The following is a 22,739-nucleotide window of genomic DNA, read 5'->3' on the forward strand; positions in this document are numbered from 1 at the left end:
GCGGATGACCGCCGATAAGGCAGATGCCCCGTGTCGGTCCCGGATGCGATGCTGAGAGACGTGCCCCTGCAAACCGCTGTCAGCCCCGTGTTCGTCGGCCGCGCCGCCGAACTGGCGGCGCTCACCGAGGCCCTCACCCGCGCCGGTTCGGGCGCGCCCCAGGCGCTGCTCCTCGGCGGCGAGGCGGGCGTGGGCAAGACCCGGCTCCTGGAGGAGTTCCTGGAGCGGGCCCGCGCGGCCGGCGGTTTCACCACCCTGGGCGGCTGTCTCGAACTGGGCGCCGACGGCCTCCCCTTCGCGCCCTTCACCACGGCGCTGCGTGGCCTGCGCAGCGCCGTGCCGCCCACCGTGCTGGCCGCCGCCGCGGAGGGCCGGGAGGCCGAACTGGCCCGGCTGGTCCCGGACCTCGCGGTGCCGGGCCCGGGCCCGGCGGGACCGCAGCGCGAGGAGCACGACGACGGCGCCGACGGCGGCCGCGCCCGGCTCTTCGAGGCGACGGCCCAGCTGTTGGAACGGCTGGCCGCCGACCGCACTCTCGTCGTCGCGCTCGAAGACCTCCAGTGGGCCGACCGCTCCACCCGGGAACTGCTCGGCTACCTCTTCCGCTCCGTACGCGCCTGTCGGCTGGTGCTGCTGGCCACCTACCGCACCGACGACATACACCGACGTCATCCGCTGCGCCCCTTCCTGGCCGAGCAGGACCGGCTGCGCACCGTTCTGCACCTGGAGCTGCCACGGCTGACCCGGGCCGAGGTGCGCGACCAGATCACCGGTATCAACGGCACCGAGCCCGCGAGCGGGCTCGCCGAGGAGGTCTTCCGCCGCTCCGAGGGCATCCCCTTCTTCGTCGAGGAGCTGACGGCGACCGACGCGGCCTGCGCCATCAGCGACTCGCTGCGCGATCTGCTGCTCGTCCGCGTCGAGGCGCTGCCCGAATCGGCGCAGCGGGTGGTGCGGCTCGCCGCTGGCGGCGGCTCCGCGGTCGAGCACGCCCTGCTCGCTGCCGTCGCCGGGCTGGGGGAGGACGCGCTGCTGGAGGCCCTGCGCTCGGCGGTGGGCGCCAATGTGCTGCGCCCCACCGGGGACGGCACCGGCTATCTGTTCCGGCACGCCCTGCTGCGCGAGGCGGTACGTGAGGATCTGCTCCCCGGCGAGCTGGCCCGGATCAGCCGCCGCTACGCCGAGGCCCTGGAGGCGGATTCTTCGCTGGTGCGGTCCGAGGAGCGGCTGGCTCGGCTGGCGCACTACTGGCACCGCAGCCGGGACGCGGCCAGGGCGCTGCCCGCAGCGCTCTCCGCCTCCGTCGAGGCCCGGCACCGGCACGCGTACGCGGAGGAGCACCAACTCCTCGAGCGGGTGATCGAATTGTGGGACGAGGTGCCCGAGGAGGCCAGGGCAGGGCTGCCCGGGCTGCGCGTCCCGCGCACCTTCCCCGTGGCCGGTACCTCGGGCTGGGCGGACAGGCACCCCTTCTCCCAGCCGCCGCGCTTCATCGAGGTGCTGGCCGAGGCCGTCGTCGCCGCCCGGACCAGCGGGGACGTGGCCCGCGCCAAGGTGCTGGCGCGCCGCGCGCTCGCCCGGCTGGACGAGACGAAGGACCCGCTCACCGCAGCCTGGTTCCAGCTGAAGCTGGGCATGCTGCTGGAGGACATCGGCAAGGGCGACGGCTGGGCGCAGATCGCCAAGGCGCAGGAGCTGGTCAGCGGGCTGCCGCCGTCCGCCGTGCACGCCGAGGTGCTCTCCAGCGCCGCGAGCTGGGGCATGGTGCACCGCCCCGGACGGGAGGCGCTGGCCACGGCCGTACGCGCGGTGGAGCTGGCCCGGGTGGTGGGCGCCACGGCCATCGAACTGGGAGCGAGGGTCACTCTGGGCACCCTGCTCGCCGAGTCGGGGGACCTGGAGGAGGGCCTGGCCGAGCTCGCCCGGGCGCGGGAGGAGGCGGACGAGGCGGGCGTCACCTCGGTGATGACCTGCGCCGCCGTCAACATCGCCGGCACGCTGGAGGCGGTGGGCCGCTCCGCGCAGGCGGCCGAGGAGGCCGCCCGCGCGGCCCGCGTCGCCCGCGAGCGCGGCCGCCCCAACTCCTACGCGGGAGCGCTCGCCGGGCAGGCCGAGGCGCTGCTGTCGACGGGGGAGTGGGAACGTGCGGCCGAACTCCTCGACCTGGCCGGCGGGGCGGCACGGGTGGCCGACGTACGCGCCTGGGTCGCGCTGCTGCGCGCCCGGCTGGCCCGCGACCGTGGTGATCTGCCCGGGCTGGCCGACGCGGTCGATGAGGCGGTGGCCACCATGGGCTCCTCGCCTGCCGTCGAGCCCCAGAAGGTGGTGGCGCTGCGGTACTTCACCATGGTGCTGGCCGCCGAGCGGGGCGAGCTGGTCAAGGCGCGCGCCGAGCTGGCCGCGGCCCTGGAGGCCGGCTTCCCACCGGGCGCCCACCCCTACGCCTGGGCCCTGCTGTACGCGGCCGCGTCCCTCGAGGCGGAGCTGCGTGGCCTGCCCGACGCCGAGCAGGGACGGGGCGCTGTGCTGGCCGGAGTGCGCCGCGCGGCCCGCAGCCTGCCCCGCCCCGCGCCGGTGTGGGAGGGGTGTGCGCTGCTGCTCGAGGCCGAACTGCAGCGCGCCGAGGGGGAGAACGAGCCACAGCTGTGGGAAGCGGCCGCGCAGACCCTGGAACCGGTCGGCCGACCGGTACCGCTGGCCCGCGCCCGGCTGCGCTGGGCCGAGGCGCTGCTGGAGCGCGGGGGCAGCCGGCGTGACGGCTCGCGGACCCCTGACCATCTGCTGAGACAGGCCCACTCCGTCGCCGCCCGGCTCGGCGCGGCACCCCTGCGGGCCGAGGCGGAACAGCTCGCGGTACGGGCGCGGATCGCGCTCGACGGAGCGGACGGCGGGGGAGCGGCGCAGCGCGCCCCGGCGGGCAAGACGACTGCGCAGCCCGCCGATCCGGCCGAGTCGTTCGGGCTCACCCGGCGCGAGCGCGGGGTGCTGGAGCTGGTCGCCGAGGGCCGTAGCAACCGTCAGATAGCCGAACGGCTGCACATCGCGCCGAAGACGGCGAGCGTGCACGTCTCCAACATCCTGGCCAAGCTGGGCGTCGCCACCCGCGGCGAGGCGGCGGCGATGGCCTTCCGGCTCCGGCTGGTCGGCCCGAGGGGGGTCAGCGGCTCTGCGCCGACCCCGGCTCCGGCCTCACCTCCGGCGTCCACTCCGCCTCAGGATGCCGCGCAGGCTCCGGCTCCGGATCGGTCCGTTGCCCGGGTGGACGGATGAGCACCTGGCCCGAGGCCAGGTCGATCGGCCCCTTGCCGGGGTCTGTGCTGCCCTCCTCGACCCGGGTGTGCTCCAGCCGCCGCTGCTCGTCGTCGGTGTGTTTGCGGCCCGGCGAGAACAGCTCCTCCATCAGATTGAACATCCGACCATCCTCAGCGCACCTTGAGTCGCAGGATGCGGTCGTCCCCGTTCTCCGCTGAACCACGCCCGTCCGTCTCGCTCGTGACCAGCCAGAGCCCCTCGCCACCACCGGTGCCGTGGTCGGCGACAACAGTCCGGAGCCGTCCGTACTTTCCCTTCAGGAACGCCTGAGGGGGCGCCGCGGGTTCCGCGCCCTTGAGTGGAATGCGCCACAGCCGCTCCCCGCGCAGCCCCGCCATCCACACCGACCCCTTGGCGACGGCCAGCCCGCTGGGGGACGCCTCGGCGGGCCGCCACTGCTCGACGGGGTCCCGGAAGCGCTTGTCGTCGCTCTTGCCCTCGGCTTCCGGCCAGCCGTAGTTCTTGCCCGGTTCGATCAGGTTGAGCTCGTCCCAGGTGTCCTGGCCGAACTCGGAGGCCCACAGCCGCTTGTCGCGGTCCCAGTCCAGGCCCTGCACATTGCGGTGCCCCCAGCTGTAGACGACCGAGTCCGGCTCGGGGTTGCCGTGCCCGGCCGGTTCGCCCTCGGGCGTCATCCGCAGGATCTTGCCGCCCAGCGACTTCTTGTCCTGGGCGTTCTCGCCGTTTCCGGCGTCACCGGTTCCGGCGTAGAGCATCTTGTCCGGGCCGAAGGCGATCCGCCCGCCGTTGTGGAGCAGGCTCTTGGGGATGCCCTTGAGGATGGTGTCGGGCGCACCGAGCTGGTCGCCGGGCTCCTTCTTGTCGTCGTAGACCATCCGCACGATGCGGTTGTCGGACGCGGAGGTGAAGTACGCGTACACCATCTTCCCGGCCTGCGACCCGTCCGGTGGGACGGCCAGCCCCATCAGCCCGCCCTCGCCGCCGGGTTCGACCCCCGGCACGGTGCCGACCTCGGTCTTCTTGCCACTGTCGCCGTCGATACGCAGGATCTTCCCGGTGTCCCGCGAGGAGACCAGCAGGTCGCCGCCGGGCAGCGGGGCCAGCCCCCAGGGGCTCTTCAGGCCGGTCGTGAGGGTCTTGACGACTTTCACGGAGCCCTTGGCGGGCGCTGCGCTCCCGCTCGGGGCCGCGCTGGAGTTGCTCCCTTCGGGCGTGGGCTCGTCTCCCGCGCCGCCGCCCCCGCTCGAGCACCCCGCGCTCAGTGCCAGCGCGCAGGCCATCCCGATGCTCACCCGTGTCGTACGTCGCACCTCGTGGCTCCCTCGTCCCCAGGTAGTGGCTCCCTCACAGGGGACCACACGCGTGCCCTGTTCCGGTCCATCGGACGCGAGTCCACCATGCCGGGAAGCGGCTGCTGCTGTTCGCCGGTTGCGGTCCGCCGGTGTCCCGTGGTGGCTGGGGGCACTCCCCCAGCCTCCGGCCGGGGGCACCCCCACCGGCCGAAGTCCCCCAGCCTCCGGCCGGGCGGTGCCCCCAGGGGAGCAGTTCCCCGTACCCCTGACGGGGCGCGGTCCTCCTAGTCCCAGGAGCCCTGCGCCGGGGGGAGGGCCGCGATCTCCGCGAGGTCGTCGGCGGTCAGTACCAGGTCGGCCGCGCGGGCGTTCTCGGTGACCCAGTGGGCCTTCTTCGTGCCGGGGACCGGGAGCACGTGCCGGCCCTGGGCGAGCACCCAGGCGAGGGCGATCTGCGCGGGAGTGGCGTTGCCGTGGCGGCGGGCGACCCGGCGCAGCCCGGCCACGATGGGCTGGTTGGCGGCCATCATCTCGGCGGTGAAGCGCGGATGCCGGGCGCGTACGTCGTCCGGCTCGAAGCCGCCCCCGGTGGTGAGCGCTCCGGTCAGATAGCCGTTGCCCAGCGGCATCGCGGCCAGGAAGCCGATGCCGCGCGCCTCGCACCAGGGCAGCAGGGTCTCCAGCGCCTCGCGGGACCAGACCGACAGTTCCGCCTGTACTCCGCTGACGGGGAAGACCTGCTGGACCCGTTCGAGCTGCCGTATGGTCCCGTCGTGAATACCGGCGCCCGCCCGCCGGTCCGCGCGGGCGCCCACGGCGCAGAAGCCCAGCGCGCGCACTTTGCCCGCGGTCACGAGCTCGGCCATCGCACCCCAGGTCTCCTCGATCGGTACCTCGGGGTCGGCGCGGTGCAGCTGGTAGAGGTCGATCACCTCGGTCTGCAGCCTGCGCAGCGAGGCGTCGCAGGCGCGTCGGACGTAGCTGGGCCGGCCGTTGGCGACGATGTGCTGCTCGCCCACCAGCAGCCCGCACTTGGTGGAGACGAAAGCGTCGGAGCGCCGCTCCTTGACCGCGCGCCCGATCAGCAGCTCGTTGGTGAAGGGGCCGTACATATCGGCGGTGTCCAGCAGGGACATCCCCGCGTCCAGCGCCGTGTGCACCGCGCGCAGCGAGGTCTCGCCGCGTTGCTCGGAGGTGGAGTAGGCCCAGCTCATCGGCATACAGCCGAGGCCCACGGCACCCACGCCGAGAGCTGCCGCACCAATTGTCCTGCGCTCCACCTGGTTCCCGCTCCCTCCCGGACGGCCCCCAACGTAACGGTTGCCCCCGGGGTCACACACGTTCGCTCCTGCCACACCATCCCCCGGACCCGGCCCGGAGGGTGCCCCGGCCCGTCGGCGCGGTGCGCCGACTAGTCTCTCCCCATGTCTGACGCGACGGAGATCTGGCTCTCGCTCCCGCCGGAGAGCGTCGAGGGCCTGCCTGACACTCTGACGTACCGCTACTGGGCCGGAGAGGAGGAGTTCCCCGCGGACCCTGCCGACTGCGCCTTCTACGTCGTGCCCTACTACGCGGGTGCCGAGGTCGCCGTACGGCCGCTCGCGCGGATGACGGGTGTGCGGGTCGTCCAGACCCTCACCGCGGGGATCGACCACATCGCCTCCGCCATCCCACGCCTCCCCGCCGGTACGCGGGTGTGCAACGCCCGCGGTGTGCACGACGCGAGCACCGCCGAACTGGCCCTGGCGCTCACCCTCGGCTCCCTGCGTGACCTGCCTGGATCCGTCCGAGCCCAGGACCGCGGCGAGTGGCTGCCCGGCTTCCGTCCCGCGCTCGCGGACCGCACGGTACTGATCGTCGGCTACGGCGCCGTGGGTGAGGCGATAGAGCGGCGGCTGCTGCCCTTCGAGGTGGCCGCGGTGCACCGCGTCGCCCGCTCGGCGCGCAACGCTCCGCTGGGTCCGGTGCGGCCGCTGAGCGAGATCGGCGAACTACTGCCGGAGGCGGACGTCGTGATATTGGCGACGCCGCTGACCGAGCGGACCCGCGGCATGGTCGACGCGGACTTCCTCGCCCGGATGAAGGACGGGGCGCTGCTGGTCAACGTCGCGCGGGGCGCCGTGGTCGACACCGAGGCGCTGTTGGCCGAGACGGGGACGCCCGCCTCGGTCCCGGGTGCGGAAGACGGGGTTCCGGGGCGGCTCAGGGCGGCGCTCGATGTGACCGATCCGGAACCCCTGCCCAAGGATCATCCGCTCTGGCGGACGCCCGGAGTGCTGATCACTCCGCACCTCGGAGGGATCACTTCCGCCTTCTACCCCCGTGCCAGAAGACTTCTCAGCGCGCAGCTGAGGCGCTGGGCGGCCGGTGAGGAGCTGGAGAACACGATGGCCGTGGCGTAGTTCCGGTAAACGCCCTCAGGCCGCGAGAGGCCACGCTACGGATGCGTACGACTGCACCCTGTACCGAGCTTCCCTCTTATGGTTACGGTCTGTATTGGGACTATGTCCCTGAGTGACGAACCTGGTGTATCGTCCCGAGCGGGGGGCGAAACCCGGACACGAGGGGGGCGACGGGCGAATGCACGATCAACGGACGAACTGGCGCGCGGGGCGCATGGACAGCGCCCGCGGACATCCCAACTGCCGGAAACAACCCCTGTGTTGCGGCGTCTCGCCGTACGCGTCCCGCAACGACCGGGCCTGCTCCGTCAAATGGCCCCCGTCTCCACGGGTGGCGCGATGACTACCCATGAAGCGGCTCCCAGGCGGAGCCCGTACCGGAGCGGGGCACTGAGCGTGCACCCCACCGAAGCGGTCCGGAGCGAGGCCGCACAGCAGGCGCCGCGCCAGTGGCACACCCAGCCGACGCCGTCAACCCGGCCGACCCGGTCACCCTGGCCGAAGCGGTCGCTCCGACCGAAGCAACCGACGCAGTCGGAGCCCTGCGGAGGAGGCTCCGGAGGCGGCTCGCGTACCAGTCTGCTGCCGCAGTTGGCGCTGATCGTGGTCTGCGCGGCCTACGCCGTGGGCGCCGCCTTCGGCTGGGGTTCCGAGACCGTCGCCGTCTTCATGGGCGACTTCGGGCTCAGCGCCGCGGCGCTGCTGGCCGGCGTCTCGTGCCTGTGGTACGCGCGAACCCAGCGGCGGGAGGCAGCCCAGGCCGCCGCGCACGAACCGGCCGCGACGCGCGCCAGGCTGGAGGCCAGCCGCCCGGCGTGGGTGCTCTTCGGGGTCTCCTCGCTGATGGCGGGGTTCGGCAACGGGGTCTGGGGCTGGTACGAACTGGTACTCGGCCAGCAGGTGCCGCGCCCCTCCCTGGCCGACTTCTGCTTCCTGCTGTTCGCGCCGCCGGCCATCGTCGGACTGCTGGTGCTCGCCAAGCGCCCGGTGACCCGCGCCGGCTGGGTCTGCCTCGGCCTCGACGCCTGGCTCATCGGCGGCTCGCTGCTGACCCTGTCCTGGTCGCTTGCCCTGGCTCACACGGCCTACTGGGCAGGGGACTCGGTGGCCAGGGCGGCGCTCAACCTGGCCTACCCGCTGCTGGACATCGTGCTCGTCAGCATGGTGCTGGCGCTGCACTTCCGGCGCTCCTCAGCACACCGCAGCGCGATCAACACCGCGATCGGGGCGCTCGCCCTCACGGTGCTGTGCGACGCGCTGTTCACCTCGCCGATGCTGCGCGAGAACTACACCTCCGGACAGCTGCTGGACGCCGGCTGGTTCGCGGGCTCGCTGCTGCTCGCCTACGCGCCCTGGGTCGGCAAGGCCGGCAGGGGCGGTAAGGGCAGCGAGGGAGGCACCGGCGGCAGGCGGGGCGGCAAGGACAAGAAGGGGAAGGCGGAGCCCGTACCCGCGCAGCCGCTGGCTGCCACGGACCGGCAGGCCGAGGCACGGGCCACCCACCCCAGCCGCCCCATCTCCGGCTCGCTGAGCGCGCTGACGCCCTACCTCGCGGCCGCCGTGTGCACGCTGGGCATCCTCTACAACTCGGTGGACGGACACGACATCGACCGCGTCGTCCTCTACACGGGCTGCACCGTCGTCCTCGCGCTGGTGCTGCGCCAGGGCATCATGCTGCTGGACAACATCACCCTGACCCGGGAGCTGGCGCAGAAGGAGAACCACTTCCGCTCCCTGGTCCAGGGCTCCAGCGACGTGATCATGATCACCGCCGCCACCGGCATGCTCCGCTATGTCTCACCGGCGGCGGCCGGGGTCTACGGGCGGGACGCCGAGGACATGGTGGGCTGTGAGCTCTCCTCCCTCGTGCACCCCGAGGACCTGGGCCAGGTCAACCACGAGCTGCGCCGGTTCCTGGCGGCCTCGGCGGACCAGGAGTCCAGCACCCGGATCGAGTGCCGCTTCCGGCACGGCGAAGGGCACTGGCTCAACGTCGAGTCCACGGTCAACCGCTACCAGGGCGGGCTGATCTTCAACAGCCGGGATGTCACCGAACGGGTGAGACTCCAGGCGCAGTTGCAGCACAACGCCTCGCACGACGCGCTCACCGACCTGCCCAACCGGGCCCTGTTCACCGAGCGGGTCAGGCAGGCCATCGGCGGCCGGCGTGGCGGCGACTGCGGCACCGCGGTGCTCTTCATCGACCTGGACGGCTTCAAGGCGGTCAACGACACCGTCGGCCACCAGGCGGGCGACGAACTGCTGGTGCAGGCGGCACGGCGGCTGCACGACTCCGTACGCTCGGGCGACACCGCCGCGCGGCTGGGGGGCGACGAGTTCGCCGTCCTCATCCGCGGCGACGGCGAGCCGGGCCGGATGCCGGACGCCGAGCGCGAGCTGCGCATCCACGACATCGCCGACCGGCTGCGGATCACCCTCTCCGACCCGTACCGGGTGGAGGGCACGGAGGTGCGGGTCGCCGCCTCCATCGGTATCGCCTTCGCCGAGCCCGGCATCACGCCGAGCGCCCTGATGCGCAACGCCGACCTGGCGATGTACCGCGCCAAGCAGGCGGGCAAGGGCCGGGTGGAGCTGTACGCGCCGCAGATGCAGGCCGAGGTGGTCAAGCGGGCCGAGCTGGCGGCCCGGCTGCGCAGCGCGCTGCACGACGGCGAGTTCGCGCTGCTGCACCAGCCGATCGTGGAGCTGGCCAGCGGCAAGATCACCGCCATCGCCGCCGAGGCACGCTGGCGCTCGGCCCAGGGCATCCTGTTCACCCCCGCTGAGTTCCTGCGCACCGAGGGCGCCTCGGCGCGGGAGGCGCGCGGTGTCGGCGGCGAGCGGGCCGCCGAGGTGAGCCGCTGGCTGCTGGAGGAGGCGGTTCAGCAGGCGGCGGCGAGGCAGCGCGCCGGGTACGGGGCGCCGGTGACCGTACGGCTGCCGGCGCGGCGGCTGACGGAACCGGGGATGGAGCCGCGCTCCATCGGTGCCCTGCTGGCCCGACACGGGCTGGCCGCCGCGCCGGGCCCCACCGGTGGCGCCGCGCTGGGCGCCCCCGCGGCGAATGCCGGGGTGCCGGGGGCTCCGGGTGCGCTGATCCTGGAGCTGTCGGACAGCGATCCGCGTATCCCGCTGGACGAGCTGGAGCGCAGGCTGACGGCGCTGCGCCGGCTGGGGGTGCTGATCTCGCTGGACGGCTTCGGCAGCGGCTACGCGGCGATCTCGGCGCTGCGCAGGCTGCCGGTGGACATCCTGCGGCTGGACCGGGGCCTGACGGACGGCATTCTGGAGTCCACCCGGCAGCGCAAGATCACCTCCGGGCTGCTGCGGATCGCGGGGGACCTGGGACTGACCACCGTCGCCGAGGGCGTCGATCTGCCGGAGCAGGCCACGCTGCTGCGTGAGATGGGGTGCACACACGGTCAGGGTGCGGTCTTTTCGGGGCCGCTGGACGAGCACCGGCTGCGTACGGCGCTGGCCCGCGGGGTCTACGCGGTGCCCGAGTCCACCCGCAGCGGTGGCGCCTCCGGGTACGGCGAGGAGCACCCGGAGGGCCGGGGCACGGCCGTCGCCGTGGCGGGGGCGCTGCCCGTGGCGCGGGGCGCGGGCACCCTGTCCGTGCGCCAGGAGAGTGCGGGGGACTCGCTCACGCACTCACCGGCGTCGCCCAAATGCTGAGACGGCCGTCCCACACACTTGACACCCGGGGCTTGACGGGGAGAAGGTCAGTGCCATGCGCACCCGAATTCTCGTACTTGGACAGCGCGTCAGCTGACCGCGGGACCATCCCTCCCGCGACCACCAGCGGCGCGCTCCCCTCGCTTGCCTCACGGCACGGGGGGTTTTTTGTTGCACCGGCACCTGCGGCTACGCAGCAGCGGCAGTCCGAAAAACCCGCCCAGCACGAGCGTCCATCCCCACCACGAGCGTCAACCCTCACTCTCCGAGAAGAGACAATCCGATGACCGATCAGGCCACCGGGGCCCCGAAACCGCAGCCGCGGGCCCGTAACAGCGGACAGCCCAATTCCGTTCCGGCCCAGGCCGCCCCCCGCATCACGGGCGCCCAGTCCCTCATCCGTGCTCTCGAGGAAGTCGGCGCCGACACCGTATTCGGCATCCCCGGCGGCGCCATCCTGCCCGCCTACGACCCGATGATGGACTCCTCCCGGGTCAAGCACGTCCTGGTCCGCCACGAGCAGGGCGCGGGCCACGCGGCCACCGGCTACGCGCAGGCCACCGGCAAGGTCGGCGTCTGCATGGCCACCTCGGGGCCTGGCGCGACCAACCTGGTCACCCCGCTCGCCGACGCGCACATGGACTCCGTGCCGCTGGTCGCCATCACCGGGCAGGTGGCCTCCGGCGCGATCGGTACCGATGCCTTCCAGGAAGCCGACATCTGCGGCATCTCGATGCCGGTCACCAAGCACAACTTCCTGGTCAGGGACCCCGACGAGATCCCCAGGATCATCGCCGAGGCATTCCACATCGCCTCCACAGGGCGACCGGGGCCCGTCGTGGTCGACATCGCCAAGGACGCGCTCCAGGGCGAGACCACCTTCCAGTGGCCGCCCACCACGGAGCTGCCCGGCTACCGCCCGGTGACCAAGCCGCACGGCAAGCAGATCCGGGAGGCCGCCAAGCTGCTGGCCGAGTCCCGCCGCCCGGTGCTCTACGTCGGCGGCGGCGTCCTGAAGGCGGGCGCGACGGCCGAGCTCAAGGTGCTCGCCGAGCTGACCGGAGCACCGGTGACCACCACCCTGATGGGCATCGGCGCCTTCCCCGACAGCCACCCGCAGCACCTGGGGATGCCCGGTATGCACGGCACCGTCGCCGCGGTCACCGCGCTGCAGAAGGCCGACCTGATCGTCGCCCTCGGCGCCCGCTTCGACGACCGCGTCACCGGCAAGCTGGACTCCTTCGCACCGCACGCCAAGATCGTCCACGCCGACATCGACCCCGCCGAGATCGGCAAGAACCGCGCCGCCGACGTGCCCATCGTCGGCGACGCCCGCGAGGTGCTGGCCGACCTGGTCGTCGCCCTGCAGAGCGTGGCGGCCGAACACCCCGGCGAACCGGGCGACCGCTACGCGGACTGGTGGGCGCTGCTGGACCGCTGGCGCAAGACCTACCCGCTCGGCTACGACCTGCCCGAGGACGGCTCGCTGGCCCCGCAGCAGGTCATCCAGCGCATCGGCGAGCTGGCCCCCGAGGGCACGATCTTCGCCGCGGGCGTCGGCCAGCACCAGATGTGGGCGGCGCACTTCGTCACCTACGACCAGCCGGCCACCTGGCTCAACTCCGGCGGCCTGGGCACCATGGGCTACGCCGTCCCGGCGGCGCTGGGCGCCAAGGTCGGGATGCCCGACCGCGCGGTGTGGGCCATCGACGGCGACGGCTGCTTCCAGATGACCAACCAGGAGCTGGTCACCGCGGCGCTGAACGGGGCGCCCATCAAGGTGGCCATCATCAACAACGGCGCGCTGGGCATGGTCCGCCAGTGGCAGACCCTCTTCTACAACCAGCGCTACTCCAACACCGTTCTGCACAACGGCGAGGAGGGCGAGCCGAGCCGGGGCACCCGTATCCCCGACTTCGTCAAGCTCGCCGAGGCCATGGGCTGCGTCGGCATCCGCTGCGAGGACCCCGCACAGCTCGACGCGGTCATCGAGAAGGCCAACTCCATCAACGACCGGCCCGTCGTGGTCGACTTCATCGTCCACGAGGACGCCATGGTCTGGCCGATGGTGGCGGCAGGAACCTCCAACGACGAGGTCATGGCGGCGCGCGGCGTCCGGCCCGACTTCGGCGACAGCGACGACTGACGGCCACCGGCAAAGGAAAGGCTTTTTCCCGATGTCCAAGCACACGCTCTCCGTGCTGGTGGAGAACACCCCCGGCATCCTGGCCAGGATCGCCTCGCTCTTCTCCCGCCGCGGCTTCAACATCGACTCGCTCGCCGTCGGTGTGACCGAGCACCCCGACATCTCGCGTATCACCATCGTGGTGAACGTCGAGGACCTGCCGCTGGAGCAGGTCACCAAGCAGCTCAACAAGCTGGTCAACGTCCTCAAGATCGTCGAGCTGGAGCCGTCCTCCGCGGTCCAGCGCGAACTCGTCCTGGTCAAGGTCCGCGCCGAGGGCGAGACCCGCTCGCAGATCGTGGAGATCGTTCAGCTCTTCCGCGCCAAGACCGTGGACGTCTCCCCGGAGGCCGTCACCATCGAGGCCACCGGCAGCGCCGACAAGCTGGAGGCGATGCTGAGGATGCTGGAGCCGTACGGCATCAAGGAACTGGTGCAGTCCGGCACCATCGCCATAGGGCGCGGCGCCCGCTCCATCACCGACCGGAGCCTGCGCGCGCTGGAGCGCTCCGCCTAGACCGTTCGCCCCTGACACACCCCGTCAGCCCGGCCGCGTAGGTTGGGCCCACACCGAAGACTGAGTACAAGGAGAAACACCCCGTGGCCGAGCTGTTCTACGACGACGACGCCGATCTGTCCATCATCCAGGGCCGCAAGGTCGCGGTTCTCGGATACGGCAGCCAGGGCCACGCCCACGCGCTGTCCCTGCGCGACTCGGGCGTCGACGTCCGGGTCGGTCTGCACGAGGGCTCGAAGTCCCGTGCCAAGGCCGAGGAGCAGGGTCTGCGCGTGACCACGCCCGCCGAGGCGGTCCAGGAAGCGGACGTGATCATGATCCTGGTCCCGGACCCGGTCCAGGCCAAGGTCTACGAGGAGTCCGTCGCCCCCCACCTCAAGGACGGCGACGCGCTCTTCTTCGGCCACGGCCTGAACATCCGCTACGGCTTCATCAAGCCCCCGGCCTCCGTCGACGTGTGCATGGTCGCCCCCAAGGGCCCGGGCCACCTGGTCCGCCGCCAGTACGAGGAGGGGCGTGGCGTGCCGTGCATCGCGGCCGTCGAGCAGGACGCCAGTGGCAACGCGTTCGCGCTGGCGCTGTCGTACGCCAAGGCCATCGGCGGCACCCGGGCCGGCGTCATCAAGACCACCTTCACCGAGGAGACCGAGACCGACCTGTTCGGTGAGCAGGCCGTGCTGTGCGGCGGTACGGCCGCGCTGGTCAAGGCGGGCTTCGACACCCTGGTCGAGGCCGGCTACCAGCCGGAGATCGCCTACTTCGAGTGCCTCCACGAGCTGAAGCTGATCGTGGACCTGATGTACGAGGGCGGCCTGGAGAAGATGCGCTGGTCGGTCTCCGAGACCGCCGAGTGGGGCGACTACGTCTCGGGTCCGCGCGTGATCAACGACCAGACGCGGGCCGAGATGAAGAAGATCCTCGGCGAGATCCAGGACGGCTCCTTCGCCAACAACTGGATGGCCGAGTACAACGCGGGTCTGCCCAAGTACAACGAGTACAAGAAGGCCGACGAGGACAGCCTGCTGGCCAACACGGGCAAGAAGCTGCGCTCCCTGATGAGCTGGGTCGACGAGGAGAAGTAACCCTCACCCTGTCGTGGGCAATCGGTCCGTCCCGCCCCTCGCGCGTACGGACCGATTGCCCACGCCCATGAGCTCCCGCCGATAGACTGCTGAGCCACAGGCTCACAGCGTCGTGCGTCTGCCTCCTCCCCAGCCGCCCCGCAGGGAACCCGCAGGGAAAACGCGCCGTCCCAAGAATGTGGAGACCACGTGAGCAAGCCCGTAGTACTCATCGCCGAAGAGCTGTCGCCCGCGACCGTCGACGCGCTGGGCCCGGATTTCGAGATCCGGCACTGTGACGGCGCCAATCGCGACGAACTCCTCCCCGCTCTCGCTGAGGTGGACGCCGTCCTCGTCCGCTCCGCCACCAAGATCGACGCCGAGGCCATCGCCGCGGCGAAGAAGCTCAAGGTGGTCGCCCGCGCCGGTGTCGGGCTCGACAACGTGGACGTGCCCGCCGCCACCAAGGCGGGCGTGATGGTGGTCAACGCCCCCACCTCCAACATCGTCACCGCAGCGGAGCTGGCCTGCGGCCTGCTCATCGCCACGGCCCGCAACATCCCGCAGGCCAACACCGCGCTCAAGAACGGCGAGTGGAAGCGCAGCAAGTACACCGGTGTGGAGCTGAGCGAGAAGACGCTCGGCGTCGTCGGCCTCGGCCGCATCGGGGTGCTGGTCGCGCAGCGCATGTCGGCGTTCGGGATGAAGGTCGTCGCCTACGACCCGTTCGTGCAGCCCGCGCGGGCCGCGCAGATGGGCGTGAAGCTGCTCTCGCTGGACGAGCTGCTCCAGGTCGCGGACTTCATCACCGTCCACCTGCCGAAGACCCCCGAGACGCTGGGGCTCATCGGCGACGAGGCGCTGCACAAGGTCAAGCCGAACGTGCGCATCGTCAACGCGGCGCGCGGCGGCATCGTGGACGAGGAGGCGCTGGCCTCGGCGCTCAAGGAGGGCCGCGTGGCGGGCGCGGGCCTGGATGTGTACGCCTCCGAGCCGTGCACCGACTCCCCGCTGTTCGCCTTCGACCAGGTGGTGTGCACTCCGCACCTGGGGGCCTCCACCGGTGAGGCGCAGGAGAAGGCGGGCATCGCGGTCGCCAAGTCGGTGCGGCTGGCGCTGGCGGGCGAGCTGGTGCCCGACGCGGTCAACGTCCAGGGCGGGGTGATCGCCGAGGACGTGCGCCCGGCACTGCCGCTCGCGGAGAAGCTGGGCCGGATCTTCACCGCGCTGGCCGGCGAGGTCGCCGTCCGGCTGGACGTCGAGGTCTACGGCGAGATCACCCAGCACGATGTGAAGGTGCTGGAGCTCTCCGCGCTCAAGGGCGTGTTCGAGGACGTGGTGGACGAGACGGTCTCCTATGTCAACGCGCCGCTGTTCGCGCAGGAGCGGGGCGTCGAGGTGCGGCTGACCACCTCCAGCGAGTCCGCCGAGCACCGCAATGTGGTGACCGTGCGCGGCACCCTGGCAGGCGGTGAGGAGGTCTCCGCCTCCGGCACGCTGGCCGGGCCCAAGCATCTGCAGAAGATCGTCGCCATCAACGAGCACGGCGTCGACCTCGCGGTCGCCGACCACATGGCGTTCCTGCGCTACAGCGACCGCCCCGGCGTCGTCGGCACCGTCGGCCGCGTCCTGGGCGAGGCGGGCATCAACATCGCCGGCATGCAGGTCTCCCGCGCGGAAGAGGGCGGCGAGGCACTGGTCGCGCTGACGGTGGACGACACCATCGGCGCCACTGTCCTCACGGAGATCGGTGAGGAGATCGGGGCCACCCATGCTCGGGCGGTCAACCTCACGGAGTGAGTTTCCGGTGAGGGGGTGCCTGCCCACGGCGGTCGGTTGCGGGATGCGGGTCCGTTTGTGGTTGCGCGCGCCCACGCGGCGGAGCCGCACATCCGACACAGTCCCGCGCCCCTGATGGGGCGCCCCGCTAGAACAGCCGGGCCGTCTTCAAGGCCATGTGCAGCAGGAGGCGGTCTTCGCCTTCGTCCAGGTCGAGGCCGGTGAGGCGTTCGACGCGGGAGAGGCGGTAGTAGAGGGTCTGGCGGTGGATGCCCAGCGCTGCCGCCGCCCGGCCTGCCTGGCCCGCGCAGTCGAGGAAGACCTCGGCTGTGCGGGCCAGTTCGCTGTGAGCGGGGCGGAGCAGTTCCCGTACGGCGGGGTCGGGCAGGGAGTCCGCCGCGCGGGGGATGCCGGTGAGCAGCCGGTAGGGGCCGATGGCGTCCCACTCGGCGAGGCCGCCCGGTACGGCCGCGGCTGAGGCGGCTCTCGCCGCGGCGCGGGCCTCGTGCCAGGCCGCGGGCAGGTCGGTCAGGCCGGTACGCGGACTGCTCAGCCCCGCCGTGAGGCCCGCGCCGCCGGCGGCCTCGCCGGTCGCGGCCCGGCCCGCCGAGCGCAGCAGCCGGTCGGCCGCGGTACGGGCCGCCTCCAGGCCGTGCGGAGTGCGCAGCCGTACCAGCGCTGCCAGTGCGCCGTCGCGTACGCACTGCGCCGCGAGCCGGGGGAGGGCGGTGGGCAGCGGCCCCGCGCCCGGGTCCTCTTCCTCCGGCCACGGCACCACCGCAACCAGTACCAGCGGCCCCGACGCGGCCTCGCCGACGGCGGCGGCCAGTGCGGCGACGGCCTCCTCCCGTGCCGCGCCGCCGCGTTCGGCGAGCGCGGCGTGCAGGAACCGGCCCGTCCGCTCCTCGGAGCGGGCGTCGGCTGCGAGCTGGGCACCGGTGCGGTCGGCGACGGCCATCGCGGCGGCCAGCCGTGGATCGGTCAGCTCCAGTTCTCCGTCGTCCAGCAGCCAGATGTAGCCGTGCACGACCCCGTGGTCCCGCACCGGCAGACAGATCCTGCCGTGCACCACCCCGGCGGCCGGGTCGGGCGGGATACGTACCGGGCCGCTCGCCCTGGCGATGCCGTAGCTCTCGAAGAAGGCCCGCACGGCCGGAGCGGAGCGCCGCTGAAGGATGGTGCGGGTCCGCACCGCGTCCAGCTCCAGGCCGGTGACCTGCTCCTCGTCGCCGTCGGCCGCGCCCTCGTGCGCGCCGAAGGCGATCAGGGAGAAGTCCCGGCCCTCCAGCGTCGCGGGGGTGCCCAGCAGCTGGGAGACCTCGTCGATCAGCGCCTGATAGTCCTCGCGCATGGGCAGATCTCCTCGGGGGCTGAGCTGGGCTGGTATGGGCCGGGGCGGGGCGGCTCGGGGTGGTGTTCGCCCTCCATTCTCATACACGTGTCTGAGAGCCGGACCACGGACGCGTGACACCTGTCGATGGTCCGGCTCGTGGCGCGATCCTTAACTTTCTAGTGGCTCCCGCGTCACGCCTTCGCTGCGCGCACGCCATCGAGCCACCGACAAGAACAATCCGTGGAGGTGCCCCGTGCTGGGACCCGTGCTCCTCGCCGCCGCGCGCAGCGACAGCATCCGCCGCCTCGTCTCGGCCGCTCCGGTGACCCGCCCCATGGTGGACCGGTTCGTGGCGGGCGAGCAGCTCGATCAGTGTCTGGCCTCGGTGGCGACGCTCGCCGAGCGCGGTATGCAGGTCACCATCGACCATCTGGGCGAGGACATCACCGACCGGTCGGAAGCCCTCCGCAACCGTGATGCCTACCTCGCGCTGACCGACGCGCTGGCCGGCGCCGGGCTCGCGGAGCACGCCGAGATGTCGGTCAAGCTCTCCGCCTTCGGGCAGGCGCTCCCGGGCGGGCACGACCTGGCGGCGGAGAACGTGCTGCCCGTCGTCGAGGCAGCCACCGCGGCGGGGACGACGGTCACCCTCGACATGGAGGACCACACCACCGTCGACTCCACGCTCGCCATTCTGGGGCAGCTGCGCGAGCGGTTCCCCGGTACCGGTGCCGTGCTCCAGTCCTATCTGTTCCGCACCGAGGAGGACTGCCACGCGCTGGCCGGTGAGGGCTCCCGGGTCCGCCTGGTCAAGGGCGCGTACAACGAGCCCGCCGAGGTCGCCTACCAGGACAAACGCGAGGTCGACCGGGCGTATGTGCGCTGCCTGAAGATCCTGATGGCCGGCAACGGCTACCCCATGGTGGGTTCCCACGATCCCCGCATGGTGGCCATCGCCCAGAATCTGGCCGAGCGTTACGGTCGAAAGCGGGACGAGTACGAATTCCAGATGCTGTACGGCATCCGCGGGGCCGAGCAGGAGCGACTGGTCGCGCAGGGGCACCGGATGCGTATCTACGTCCCCTACGGCACCGACTGGTACGGCTACTTCATGCGACGCCTCGCGGAGCGCCCCGCGAACCTGGCCTTCTTCCTGCGGTCCCTGATAACCCGCAGCTGAGACGCCGGCAACACCGACCGCCCGAACCCGACACAAGGAGCAACCGTGGACGCTGTGACCCAGGTCCCCGCCCCGTACAACGAGCCGGTGCACACCTACGCGCCCGGCAGCCCCGAGCGTGCGCGCCTGGAGGCCAAGCTCAAGGAGCTGGCGGACAACCCCCGTGAGCTGCCGATGACCATCAACGGCGTCAAGCGCATGGGCGGCGGCGAGCGCGTCGACGTCGTGCAGCCGCACAACCACCAGAAGGTGCTGGGCACCTTCGCGACCGCCACCCGGCAGGACGCGCAGGACGCCATCGACGCGGCGCTCGCCGCGGCCCCGGCCTGGCGTGCGATGTCCTTCGACGACCGGGCCGCGATCATCCTCAAGGCCGCCGAGCTGCTCTCGGGGCCCTGGCGCGAGACGATCGCCGCCTCCACGATGCTCGGCCAGTCCAAGACGGCCCAGCAGGCCGAGATCGACGCGCCCTGCGAGCTGATCGACTTCTGGCGCTTCAATGTGCACTTCGCCCGTGAGCTGATGACCGAGCAGCCGCTCGTCCAGCCCAACGGGATCTGGAACCGCATGGACCACCGCCCGCTGGAGGGCTTCGTCTATGCGGTCACCCCGTTCAACTTCACCGCCATCGCGGGCAACCTGCCCACCGCTCCGGCGCTGATGGGCAATGTGGTGGTCTGGAAGCCGTCCCCCACCCAGACCCACTCCGCGGTGCTGCTGATGGAGCTGCTGGAGGAGGCCGGGCTGCCCAAGGGCGTCATCAACCTGGTCACCGGTGACGGCAAGGAGGTCTCCGAGGTCGCGATCCCGCACCCGGAGCTGGCCGGTATCCACTTCACCGGCTCGACGGCCACCTTCCAGCACCTGTGGAAGAGCGTCGGCGAGAACATCTCCAGCTACAAGTCCTACCCGCGCATCGTCGGCGAGACCGGCGGCAAGGACTTCATCGTCGCGCACTCCTCGGCCGACCAGGCCGTACTCAAGACCGCCATCACCCGTGGCGCCTTCGAGTACCAGGGCCAGAAGTGCTCGGCCGCGTCCCGCGCCTACCTGCCCCGCTCCATCTGGGAGGGCGGTTTCAAGGACGCGCTGGCCACCGAGGTGCAGGGGCTGGCCGTCGGCGATGTGACAGACCTGTCCAACTTCATCGGCGCCGTCATCGACGACCGCGCCTTCGCCAAGAACAAGGCCGCCATCGAGCGTGCCAAGGCCGACCCGACCTGCGAGATCCTGGTCGGCGGTACGTGCGACGACAGCGTCGGCTACTTCGTCTCGCCGACGGTCATCGTCTGCTCCGACCCGGAGAACGAGGTCTTCAAGACCGAGTACTTCGGCCCGATCATCGCGGTCCACGTCTACGAGGACGAGGACTGGGACGCGATGCTGGACCAGATGGAGTCGGCCTCGGCGTACGCGCTGACCGGTGCCGTGCTCGCCAAGGACCGCGCCGTGCTGGCCGCGGCCTCGGAGAAGCTGCGGTTCGCGGCGGGCAACTTCTACCTGAACGACCGGCCCACCGGGTCGATCGTCGGGCAGCAGCCCTTCGGCGGTGCCCGGGCCTCCGGCACCAACGACAAGGCCGGCTCGAAGTTCAACCTGATCCGCTGGTCCTCGCCGCGCGCGATCAAGGAGACCCAGGTCGCGCCGACCGACTACCGGTACCCGCACATGGGCTGAGGCCCCCGCGTGGCCCTTGTGCGATGAGGGCCCGGCCCCCGGAGGGGGCCGGGCCCGCTCTCTTTTGTCCCTCTCCGGTGTGGGCCTCGTCTCAGATAGTAGGAAGCCCAACTAATTGGCGAGACATCACGGCTCTCGGCTTCTATCTTTGTAGGAAGCCGATCGTCTCGCTCGACCGAGCGCTTCGCGGATGTGACGCCCGTGCGTCCCAGGCAGGTGATCCCTGCCGCACCGGTTGTCCCCGCGCCGTTGGCTGTCCGGCAGATCTCTCCTTGCGTCCTTGCGTCCACGCGTCGTGCAGAAGGAGTTGCATTCCTATGGCCACGCCCACAGCCACCCACGTCCCCGCCTCCCGCGTCCGCCGTTCGCGGGCTGCGGCCCGCCTCCGTGAGGAGGACCGCCGCAAGGCGGCCGAAGCCCTCCAGCGCGCCTTCGACCGCCGCTGACCTCTACGGGGCGCGCCCAGCCGCTGCAAAAGGTCGCCCTTGGCAGCTCGCGTGCCCCGCAATGGGGGCTGCGCTTGCCGGCCCTGCGCCTGGGGGTGCCCCCTGCTCGAAGAGCTCAGGGGAGCAGACCTCCCAAGCACAGCGGGAGGATGCGCCCCGTCAGGGGCGCGGGGAGCGGCGCGAGCGACCACAACGCGCCCGCAGTCTGCAACGGACAGACAGGGGCAGCCCCTCCCCGGTCAGCGGCGCACCACGAAGTGGTCCACGCGGCGGCCGGAGCCGGACAGCGCTGTCGCCGAGAGCGACGGCCGTCGCCCACCCCGGCACTCGACCGCGAGGAACGAGAACCCCGTGTAGCGGACCCGGGACCAGTCCACCCGGCCCCGCTCCGACGCCCCGCCCTTCATCCAGCGGACACCCGCAACGCTGTCCCGCTCCTCGACGTGCCCCTCATAGCTGTCCGGCGCCGAGAAGTCGTACAGCTCCCTCCCGGCCCCGCCGGCGGTGACGTACACCGTGCCGTCCCGCACGGGATCGGTCGCATCGCCCACCCGCACCGCCCGGGTCGGCGAACCACCCCGCAGCGGATCGGTCCGCTCGTACACATGGTTGTGCCCGTTGATCACCAGATCGACGTGGTGCTGTTCGAACAGCGTCACCCACGCGTCGCGCACGCCGCCGTCCGAACCGTGTGTGGCGGTCGAGTACGCGCAGTGGTGGAAGAAGACGACGACGAAGTCGATCCCTCGGGCGGCCCGCATCCGCTTCAGTGTCCGCTCCAGCCACCTGGTCTGCGCTCCGTCCGTGTAGCCGAGGTTGGCCGGGATCTCGTAGGAGACGTCGTTCGCGTCGAGGGCGATGACCCCGATGTTCCCGTACTCGAACGCGTAGACACCCGGGGCTCTGGCCGGGTCGGGGCCGTTGCCGGGCAGGGACCATCGGGCTGCCTGGCCGCCGTAGCCCTCGGGGGAGTACCACGCCTCCATGTCGTGGTTGCCGGTGGTCACCATCCACGGCACGCGGGAGGCGACCGGCTCGGTCTGGGCGAGGTACTGGTCCCATACCCGCGCGTCGTAGGTGTCGGACTTCTTGCCGTGCCCGGTGTCGTCGGCGTAGCAGATGTCGCCCGCGTGCAGATGGAAGGCCGGGTTCTGGCCGAGCAGCAGCTGGTTGGTGGCGAGCGCGTCCGGGCCGACGCCCTGGTCGCCGAAGGCGGTGAAGACGAACGGCTCTCCGCCGCCGTCCGGCGCGGTGGTGAACGAGCCCACGGTGCCCAGGCGTTCGGCCGAGGCGGGGTCGAAGCCCTCGTGGCCGACGCCGTAGTAATAGGTGGTGCCCGGGCGCAGCCCGTCCAGGCGGGCGTGCAGATGGAGCTGCTCGACGGCGGGCAGGTGGCGGCGGAGCGACGGGGTGTGCAGCGCGCGTACCTCGGCGGCCACTCTGCCCTCCAGCTCCCAGGGCCTGGGCCCGAACCGCAAATACGGCTTCCGGACCGCGAACGGCACCTGCCAGGAGACCCGCATCTGCGTCCTCGGGTCCGCGCCGAACGCCAGATGGCGGCCGAACGGTGCCACGTGCCTGCCGTCCACGATGGCGCGGGACAGCACCGGCTCAGGACTGCGGCCGGCGGTGTGCCGGGCGCCCTGGCGGAGGGCCGCGTCCGAGCCGAGCACCAGGACGCCGGCTCCGGCGGCGCCCGCGGCCGCCAGTCCGCCGCCGCGCAGCACTCCGCGCCGGGTCAGCTTCGCGCGCAGGTACGCGTGTTGTTCGGCCATACTCATCCGTGCGGCGAGGCGGGCGGGGACGCCGAGGTCGGGCAGGTCGTTCGCGGCCATGGACACCAAGCTCCCAGCGGGTGTCAACTGCCGGAAGACACCGGCGGATACACGCCGTGAACGGTATGCGTCGTCCGTCAT

At 71.9% G+C, this 22,739-nt stretch carries 15 protein-coding genes; 10 read left to right on the forward strand and 5 right to left on the reverse strand.

The window, feature by feature from the left end; genetic code table 11:
- The first annotated feature begins 48 nt into the window (after window positions 1-48).
- Entirely contained in the window at window positions 49-3,270 is a 3,222-nt protein-coding gene (locus JW592_RS10685; protein WP_209264764.1) for a helix-turn-helix transcriptional regulator, read from the forward strand.
- Here the strand turns inward: JW592_RS10685 and JW592_RS32675 are convergent.
- The 3 genes from JW592_RS32675 to JW592_RS10695 form a co-directional block, all read right to left on the reverse strand.
- Window positions 3,158-3,412: a DUF6191 domain-containing protein gene (locus JW592_RS32675; protein ID WP_307805368.1), complete on the reverse strand. Its 255-nt coding sequence runs from the start codon at window positions 3,410-3,412 to the stop codon at window positions 3,158-3,160. The genes JW592_RS10685 and JW592_RS32675 overlap by 113 nt on opposite strands.
- 10 nt (window positions 3,413-3,422) lie before the next feature.
- Entirely contained in the window at window positions 3,423-4,553 is a 1,131-nt protein-coding gene (locus tag JW592_RS10690) for a PQQ-dependent sugar dehydrogenase (protein ID WP_209264765.1), read from the reverse strand.
- Between the two features lie 296 nt (window positions 4,554-4,849).
- Window positions 4,850-5,845 (reverse strand): aldo/keto reductase, encoded by a 996-nt coding sequence (locus JW592_RS10695; RefSeq protein ID WP_209264723.1) that lies wholly within the window; start codon window positions 5,843-5,845, stop codon window positions 4,850-4,852.
- A 144-nt stretch (window positions 5,846-5,989) separates the two neighbouring features.
- Here JW592_RS10695 and JW592_RS10700 point away from each other — a divergent pair, with 144 nt between their 5' ends.
- The 6 genes from JW592_RS10700 to serA all read left to right on the forward strand — a co-directional run bounded on the left by JW592_RS10700 (window position 5,990) and on the right by serA (window position 16,208).
- Window positions 5,990-6,967: a 2-hydroxyacid dehydrogenase gene (locus JW592_RS10700; RefSeq protein ID WP_209264724.1), complete on the forward strand. Its 978-nt coding sequence runs from the start codon at window positions 5,990-5,992 to the stop codon at window positions 6,965-6,967.
- Between the two features lie 396 nt (window positions 6,968-7,363).
- Window positions 7,364-10,645 carry a putative bifunctional diguanylate cyclase/phosphodiesterase gene (locus tag JW592_RS10705; RefSeq protein WP_443742757.1) on the forward strand — a complete coding sequence of 1,094 codons (3,282 nt, stop codon included), beginning with the start codon at window positions 7,364-7,366 and terminating at the stop codon, window positions 10,643-10,645.
- Window positions 10,646-10,928: 283 nt separating this feature from the next.
- Window positions 10,929-12,791: an acetolactate synthase large subunit gene (locus tag JW592_RS10710; RefSeq protein WP_209264726.1), complete on the forward strand. Its 1,863-nt coding sequence runs from the start codon at window positions 10,929-10,931 to the stop codon at window positions 12,789-12,791.
- A gap of 31 nt (window positions 12,792-12,822) precedes the next feature.
- Window positions 12,823-13,347 (forward strand): acetolactate synthase small subunit, encoded by a 525-nt coding sequence (gene ilvN / locus JW592_RS10715; protein WP_099884516.1) that lies wholly within the window; start codon window positions 12,823-12,825, stop codon window positions 13,345-13,347.
- Between the two features lie 83 nt (window positions 13,348-13,430).
- Window positions 13,431-14,429, forward strand: a complete 999-nt coding sequence (gene ilvC, locus JW592_RS10720) for a ketol-acid reductoisomerase (protein WP_209264727.1) — start codon at window positions 13,431-13,433, stop codon at window positions 14,427-14,429.
- Between the two features lie 189 nt (window positions 14,430-14,618).
- Window positions 14,619-16,208 (forward strand): phosphoglycerate dehydrogenase, encoded by a 1,590-nt coding sequence (serA, locus tag JW592_RS10725; protein ID WP_209264728.1) that lies wholly within the window; start codon window positions 14,619-14,621, stop codon window positions 16,206-16,208.
- A gap of 127 nt (window positions 16,209-16,335) precedes the next feature.
- On the opposite strand, the gene JW592_RS10730 is transcribed toward serA, so the two are convergent.
- Complete coding sequence (locus tag JW592_RS10730) at window positions 16,336-17,538, reverse strand: PucR family transcriptional regulator (protein WP_209264729.1); 1,203 nt, start codon at window positions 17,536-17,538, stop codon at window positions 16,336-16,338.
- Between the two features lie 235 nt (window positions 17,539-17,773).
- Between JW592_RS10730 and JW592_RS10735 the strand changes: the two genes are divergently transcribed.
- From JW592_RS10735 to JW592_RS33175, 3 genes are all read left to right on the forward strand, one after another.
- Window positions 17,774-18,700 (forward strand): proline dehydrogenase family protein, encoded by a 927-nt coding sequence (locus JW592_RS10735; protein ID WP_209264730.1) that lies wholly within the window; start codon window positions 17,774-17,776, stop codon window positions 18,698-18,700.
- A gap of 45 nt (window positions 18,701-18,745) precedes the next feature.
- Window positions 18,746-20,377: an L-glutamate gamma-semialdehyde dehydrogenase gene (pruA, locus tag JW592_RS10740; protein WP_209264731.1), complete on the forward strand. Its 1,632-nt coding sequence runs from the start codon at window positions 18,746-18,748 to the stop codon at window positions 20,375-20,377.
- 317 nt (window positions 20,378-20,694) lie between these two features.
- Window positions 20,695-20,823 (forward strand): hypothetical protein, encoded by a 129-nt coding sequence (locus JW592_RS33175; RefSeq protein ID WP_019355765.1) that lies wholly within the window; start codon window positions 20,695-20,697, stop codon window positions 20,821-20,823.
- Between the two features lie 239 nt (window positions 20,824-21,062).
- On the opposite strand, the gene JW592_RS10745 is transcribed toward JW592_RS33175, so the two are convergent.
- The gene (locus tag JW592_RS10745; RefSeq protein WP_209264732.1) at window positions 21,063-22,658 is read right to left on the reverse strand and encodes a purple acid phosphatase family protein; all 1,596 of its coding nucleotides are present in this window, start codon (window positions 22,656-22,658) and stop codon (window positions 21,063-21,065) included.
- Between the last annotated feature and the right edge of the window lie 81 nt (window positions 22,659-22,739).

The sequence above is a fragment of the Streptomyces spirodelae genome (genome assembly GCF_017676385.1).
Lineage (GTDB): Bacteria > Actinomycetota > Actinomycetes > Streptomycetales > Streptomycetaceae > Streptomyces > Streptomyces spirodelae.

Excerpts from the sequence above, each read along its gene's own strand:
- JW592_RS10690 (WP_209264765.1), bottom strand. The coding sequence starts at position 4,553 with ATGGCCTGCGCGCTGGCACTGAGCGCGGGGTGCTCGAGCGGGGGCGGC.
- ilvN (WP_099884516.1), top strand. The coding sequence starts at position 12,823 with ATGTCCAAGCACACGCTCTCCGTGCTGGTGGAGAACACCCCCGGCATC.
- JW592_RS10730 (WP_209264729.1), bottom strand. The coding sequence starts at position 17,538 with ATGCGCGAGGACTATCAGGCGCTGATCGACGAGGTCTCCCAGCTGCTG.
- JW592_RS10685 (WP_209264764.1), top strand. The coding sequence starts at position 49 with ATGCTGAGAGACGTGCCCCTGCAAACCGCTGTCAGCCCCGTGTTCGTC.
- JW592_RS10700 (WP_209264724.1), top strand. The coding sequence starts at position 5,990 with ATGTCTGACGCGACGGAGATCTGGCTCTCGCTCCCGCCGGAGAGCGTC.
- JW592_RS33175 (WP_019355765.1), top strand. The coding sequence starts at position 20,695 with ATGGCCACGCCCACAGCCACCCACGTCCCCGCCTCCCGCGTCCGCCGT.
- JW592_RS10710 (WP_209264726.1), top strand. The coding sequence starts at position 10,929 with ATGACCGATCAGGCCACCGGGGCCCCGAAACCGCAGCCGCGGGCCCGT.
- JW592_RS32675 (WP_307805368.1), bottom strand. The coding sequence starts at position 3,412 with ATGTTCAATCTGATGGAGGAGCTGTTCTCGCCGGGCCGCAAACACACC.
- JW592_RS10745 (WP_209264732.1), bottom strand. The coding sequence starts at position 22,658 with ATGGCCGCGAACGACCTGCCCGACCTCGGCGTCCCCGCCCGCCTCGCC.